This window comes from Actinacidiphila sp. bgisy160, from assembly GCF_057707815.1.
In genome coordinates this window covers 1-4,599 of the sequence record NZ_JBYIQW010000116.1, presented here as the reverse complement: position 1 = coordinate 4,599, position 4,599 = coordinate 1, and the positions used below count along the sequence as shown (strand labels likewise).

Here is a 4,599-nt window from a genome sequence, read left to right as displayed (position 1 = left end):
TAGCAGGCTACCGACACGGACACGCGGCCTATCACAAACCGCGTTCACGGCGATCCGGTAATTCCCCGGGCCCCACGCCCCGGCTTTCGGGCAATGGCGGCCGAATTTCCCGTTGCCAAAGGGGAAATGTCCGCTCGCGCGGTCCGGTGATCCCCGGGACGGGTTTTTACCAGCACCTTGACTGCCGACCGGACTTCTTATGGGATGGCGCCTCTGTCCTGGAACGACGTGAAGGGATGCTCGTGAGAACCAGATCCTTAACGATCGCTGCAGTCGGTGCCCTCGTCCTGTGCGGTGCGACGGTGGCACCCATGGCTCAGGCCCGCGACGCGGGCACGGCCGCCGCCGAAGCGGACACCGTCAAGGTGTACCGCGCGGAAGTGACACAAAATCAGATCCCGTTGTTGCTCCAGGCCGGCCAGGACGCGCACGAACTGAGCGAACGGCCGCAGGCGCGGGGCACCGCCACCGTCGAGGTGTATCTCACCGGCAAGCAGGCGAAGGAACTGGAGAGCAGGGGCGTGCGGCTCACCGAGCGCACGCTCGGTGCCAAGGCCGAGGCACGCGTGAAAAACGCGGCCGACCAGGTGTTCCGCCCGTACAGCGGCAAGGGCGGCATCAAGGAGGAGATCCTCGCCACCGGCCGCGCGAACCCCGGGCTGACGAAGGTCGTCTCGATCGGCAGGACGACACGCGGGCAGGACATCCTCGCCCTCAAACTCACCAAGAACGCGGCGAAGTCGAAGGACGGCTCGAAGCCCGCCGTGCTGTACATGTCCAACCAGCACGCCCGTGAGTGGATCACGCCGGAGATGACCCGCCGGCTCATGCACTACTACCTGGACAACTACCGCACCGACAAGCGGATCAAGAAGCTTGTCGACTCGACCGAGCTGTGGTTCCTGATATCGGCGAACCCGGACGGCTACGACTACACCTTCCAGAGCGACGACACCCGCCTGTGGCGGAAGAACCTGCGCGACAACAACGGCGACGGCGTCATATCCGCCGGCGACGGCGTCGACCTCAACCGCAACTTCGCCTACAAGTGGGGTTACGACAACGAGGGTTCGTCGCCCAACCCGGCGAGCGAGACCTACCGCGGCCCGGGCCCGGACTCCGAGCCGGAGACGCGCGCACTGGACGCGTTCCAGAAGCGCATCGGCTTCACCTACGGCATCAACTACCACTCCGCCGCCGAGCTGCTGCTCTACGGGGTCGGCTGGCAGGTGGCCACGGACACCCCCGACGACGTCCTGTACAAGTCACTGGCCGGCACGCCGGACAACTCCGCGATCCCCGGCTACCACCCGCAGGTCTCCTCGGAGCTCTACACGACCAACGGCGAGGCCGACGGTCACGCGTCCAACGTCAATGGACTGGCGATGTTCACGCCGGAGATGTCGACCTGCCAGACCGCGTCCGCCATCGACCCGGACGACCAGTGGGTGGCCGCCGACTGCCAGTCGGGGTTCAACTTCCCCGACGACGAGAAGCTGATCCAGCAGGAGTTCGAGAAGAACGTCCCGTTCGCGCTGTCCGTGGCCGAGACGGCCTCCCACCCCGACGTCCCCTCCTCCTCCGTGGGCCTGGACGCCGCCGACTTCACCCCGGGGTCCTTCACCACCTCCTACGCGCGCGGCCATGACCAGGAGGTCTCGGTCGTCGCCCGCAAGTCGCTGCGCGACAGGGAACTCAACTACCGCGTCAACGGCGGCCGCACGAAGGACGAGGCGCTGCGCTCCTGGCGGGGCGGCGAGACCTACGGCGGCGAGGACAACCTCTACTTCGACGAGTACCGCGCGAGGGTCCGCGGCGCAGAAGTCGGCGACAAGGTCGAGGTGTGGTTCACCGCCCGGACCAAGAGCGGCAAGAAGGTCTCCAGCGACCACTTCACCTACACCGTGGCCGACCGCCCCCCGGCGGACACCCTCGTCGTCGCGGAGGAGGGCGCGGCCGCCATCCAGGCCAAGGCGTACGTCGACGCCCTGAAGGCGAGCGGCCACCGGGCCGCCGTCTGGGACGTCGCCACGCAGGGCGTGCCGGACGCGCTCGGGGTCCTCGGCCACTTCCGCACCGTCGTGCACTACACGGGCGCGGCCCTGCCGGGGAACCCCACCCAGCTGGAGCTGCGCGCCTACCTCAACGAGGGCGGCAAGCTGATCGAGGCGGGCGAGCGGGCGGGCGGCAACGTGGCCCTGGCCGACGGCACGCCGTCGAACGACTTCAGCCAGTACTACCTGGGCGCGTACTCGCGCACGTCGACCGCCGGGGCGACCGGCTTCGCCGGCACCGGGGCACTGGCGGGCTTCAGCGGTCCCCTCGGTGGCGCCACCGGCAACCCGCTGGACACGGCGGGCACCTACCGGGTGACCTCCGACTGGCTCCCGCCCGCCACGTACCCGCAGTTCGCGAGCAAGGGAGCCGGCCGGTACACGGGGTCCGTCGCCTCCGACGCGCCCTACGCCGGCTCCTACATGGCGGCCGCCGTCCACACCGACGACGCCTACAACCGGCTCACCCGGACGATCGACCTGACCGGGGTGAGCGCGGCCGACTCGCCCACCCTCCGCTCCCGCCTCCTGTGGAGCACGGAGCCCGGATACGACAACGCGATCCTGGAGGCCCACACCGTCGGCGCCGACGACTGGACCACCCTCCCCGAGGCGGGCGGCGCCACCAGCACCACCGTGCCGACCGAGTGCGAGGCCGGGTTCTACATCGGCGAGCACCCGTGGCTGACGCACTATCTGACCCCGGGCACGGACGGCTGCACGGCGACCGGCACCTCGGGCGCCTGGAACAGCTTCACGGGCGCGTCCCAGGGCTGGCAGCCGGTGAGCTTCGACCTGAGCGCCTACGCGGGCAAGAAGGTCGAGGTCTCGCTGAGCTACGTCACCGACCCGGGCTCCGGCGGCCAGGGCGTCCAGGCCGACGAGACCTCCCTGGTCATCGGCGGCACGGTCACCGAGACCGAGGGTTTCGAGACCTCCCTGGGCCCCTGGACCGTCTCCGGTCCGCCCGTGGGCAGCCCGCCCGCCCAGCGAGACTGGGTGCGCAGCGGTCCGCTGACACAGGGCGCGGTCGTCACGGACGACACCGTGCTGCTCGGCTTCGGCCTGGAGCACGTCGCCTCGGCGACGGACCGCGCGACGCTGGTCCGTCAGGCGCTCAAGGCGCTGCGCCGATGACGCCCGGGCGTGCTCCGCACGTCTGAGCACGCGCCACACCGGTCAGTGAGCCAGGCGGTCCGTACCCTCCGCGGGTACGGACCGCCTGGCTCGCGTTCCCGGCCGCCCGCGCCGGCTCGGTCACGGCGGGCGAAGTCGTCACTCACCTCCGCCGGCCCTTGCGGTATCTATCGAGATTCGATAGATTTCCATCGCATCTCGATTAAGGATGGGTCATGGGAAAGTTGACAGTGTGGGCGCTGCGCGCCGTCCTCGTGGTGGTGCTGGCCGGCACCGTGTTCATACAGGTGGGGATGGTGTGGGCATTGGCCACCGACCCGGAGGACGGGTCGCTCCCGCTGACGCCGCTGCGCCTGATCACGATCCTGGGCATGGTCACGGTCCAGGTCTCCGGGGTCTGCGTATGGCGGCTGGTGACGATGGTGCGACGCGGGACCGTGTTCTCCCACGCCGCCTTCCGCTACGTGGACGTCGTGATCGGCGCGATCGTGGCGGCCGCCCTTGTGTGGTTCGCGGTCACGGCCATCAACGCGCCGGGTCAGCGGGAGGACCCGGGCGTCACCGTCATCATGGGCGGGGTCGGCGTCGCCATCCTGGGGGTCGCGCTCCTCGTGCTCGTGCTGCGGATGCTGCTCGCCCAGGCCGTTGCTCGCGACGTCGAAGCGATGCAGATGCGCGCCGAGCTGGACGAGGTGATCTGATGCCGATCGCCGTCGACATCGACGTGATGCTGGCCAGGCGGAAGATGTCCGTGGGCGAACTCGCGGAACGGGTCGGGATCACCCCCGCCAACCTGGCGGTGCTCAAGAACGGCCGCGCCAAAGCGGTGCGCTTCGCCACGCTCGCCGCACTCTGCGAGGTACTGGAGTGTCAGCCGGGCGACCTGCTGCGCTGGGAGGCGGCGGACCCCGCCGGCGCGGACGGCTGATTCCCCGCACCGTTGCGGTGACTCCCTGCGGCAACCCCCGTCCTTCCCCCGCGGAAGGGCGGGGGTTCGTCGTTGCGTCGCTGCCCGGTGCCTCGATCACCGATCCATTCACGATGAATCCACCGCACGGCAACGCGCCCTTCACGGAACCACGGGTGAGTTGCCGGCTTTGGGCGCGATCGCCGCCGCTGCGCGGTGCGGATTGATCTGAACATGGCGCCGCGTGCCGTTGTTCCGGCTGGTCACCCCGGTTCCAGGAGCCGGCCGAGGGCCTGGCAGGATGAGGGACCGCCTGACGCGAATCCGGAAATAACAACTGTATGCGCGTGAGCCAGGATAGGTTACCGCAAAGTAGTAAGGGAAGTCTTGTGAGGAATCGAGTCCAGCGACTGGCGCTCCCGCTCTCCGCGACGGTGACGGCGGTCGTGGTGGCCGGCTGCGGTACGGGAGGGTCGGACGGCGGGGCCACGGGGAAGTCCG

At 69.4% G+C, this 4,599-nt stretch carries 3 protein-coding genes; all 3 read left to right on the top strand.

All coding sequences use genetic code 11. The features are described from left to right. Window positions 1–236 precede the first annotated feature (236 nt). The 3 genes from AC3EUJ_RS36990 to AC3EUJ_RS36980 all read left to right on the top strand — a co-directional run bounded on the left by AC3EUJ_RS36990 (window position 237) and on the right by AC3EUJ_RS36980 (window position 4,119). Window positions 237–3,191, top strand: coding sequence for a M14 family metallopeptidase (locus tag AC3EUJ_RS36990; protein WP_431969360.1), 2,955 nt, complete (start codon window positions 237–239; stop codon window positions 3,189–3,191). Between the two features lie 215 nt (window positions 3,192–3,406). Beyond that, entirely contained in the window at window positions 3,407–3,892 is a 486-nt protein-coding gene (locus AC3EUJ_RS36985) for a DUF2975 domain-containing protein (RefSeq protein ID WP_431969358.1), read from the top strand. Next, on the top strand, window positions 3,892–4,119 hold the full coding sequence (locus AC3EUJ_RS36980; protein WP_431969356.1) for a helix-turn-helix domain-containing protein: 228 nt from the start codon (window positions 3,892–3,894) through the stop codon (window positions 4,117–4,119). Before AC3EUJ_RS36985 ends, AC3EUJ_RS36980 begins: the two co-directional genes overlap by 1 nt. Window positions 4,120–4,599 lie beyond the last annotated feature (480 nt).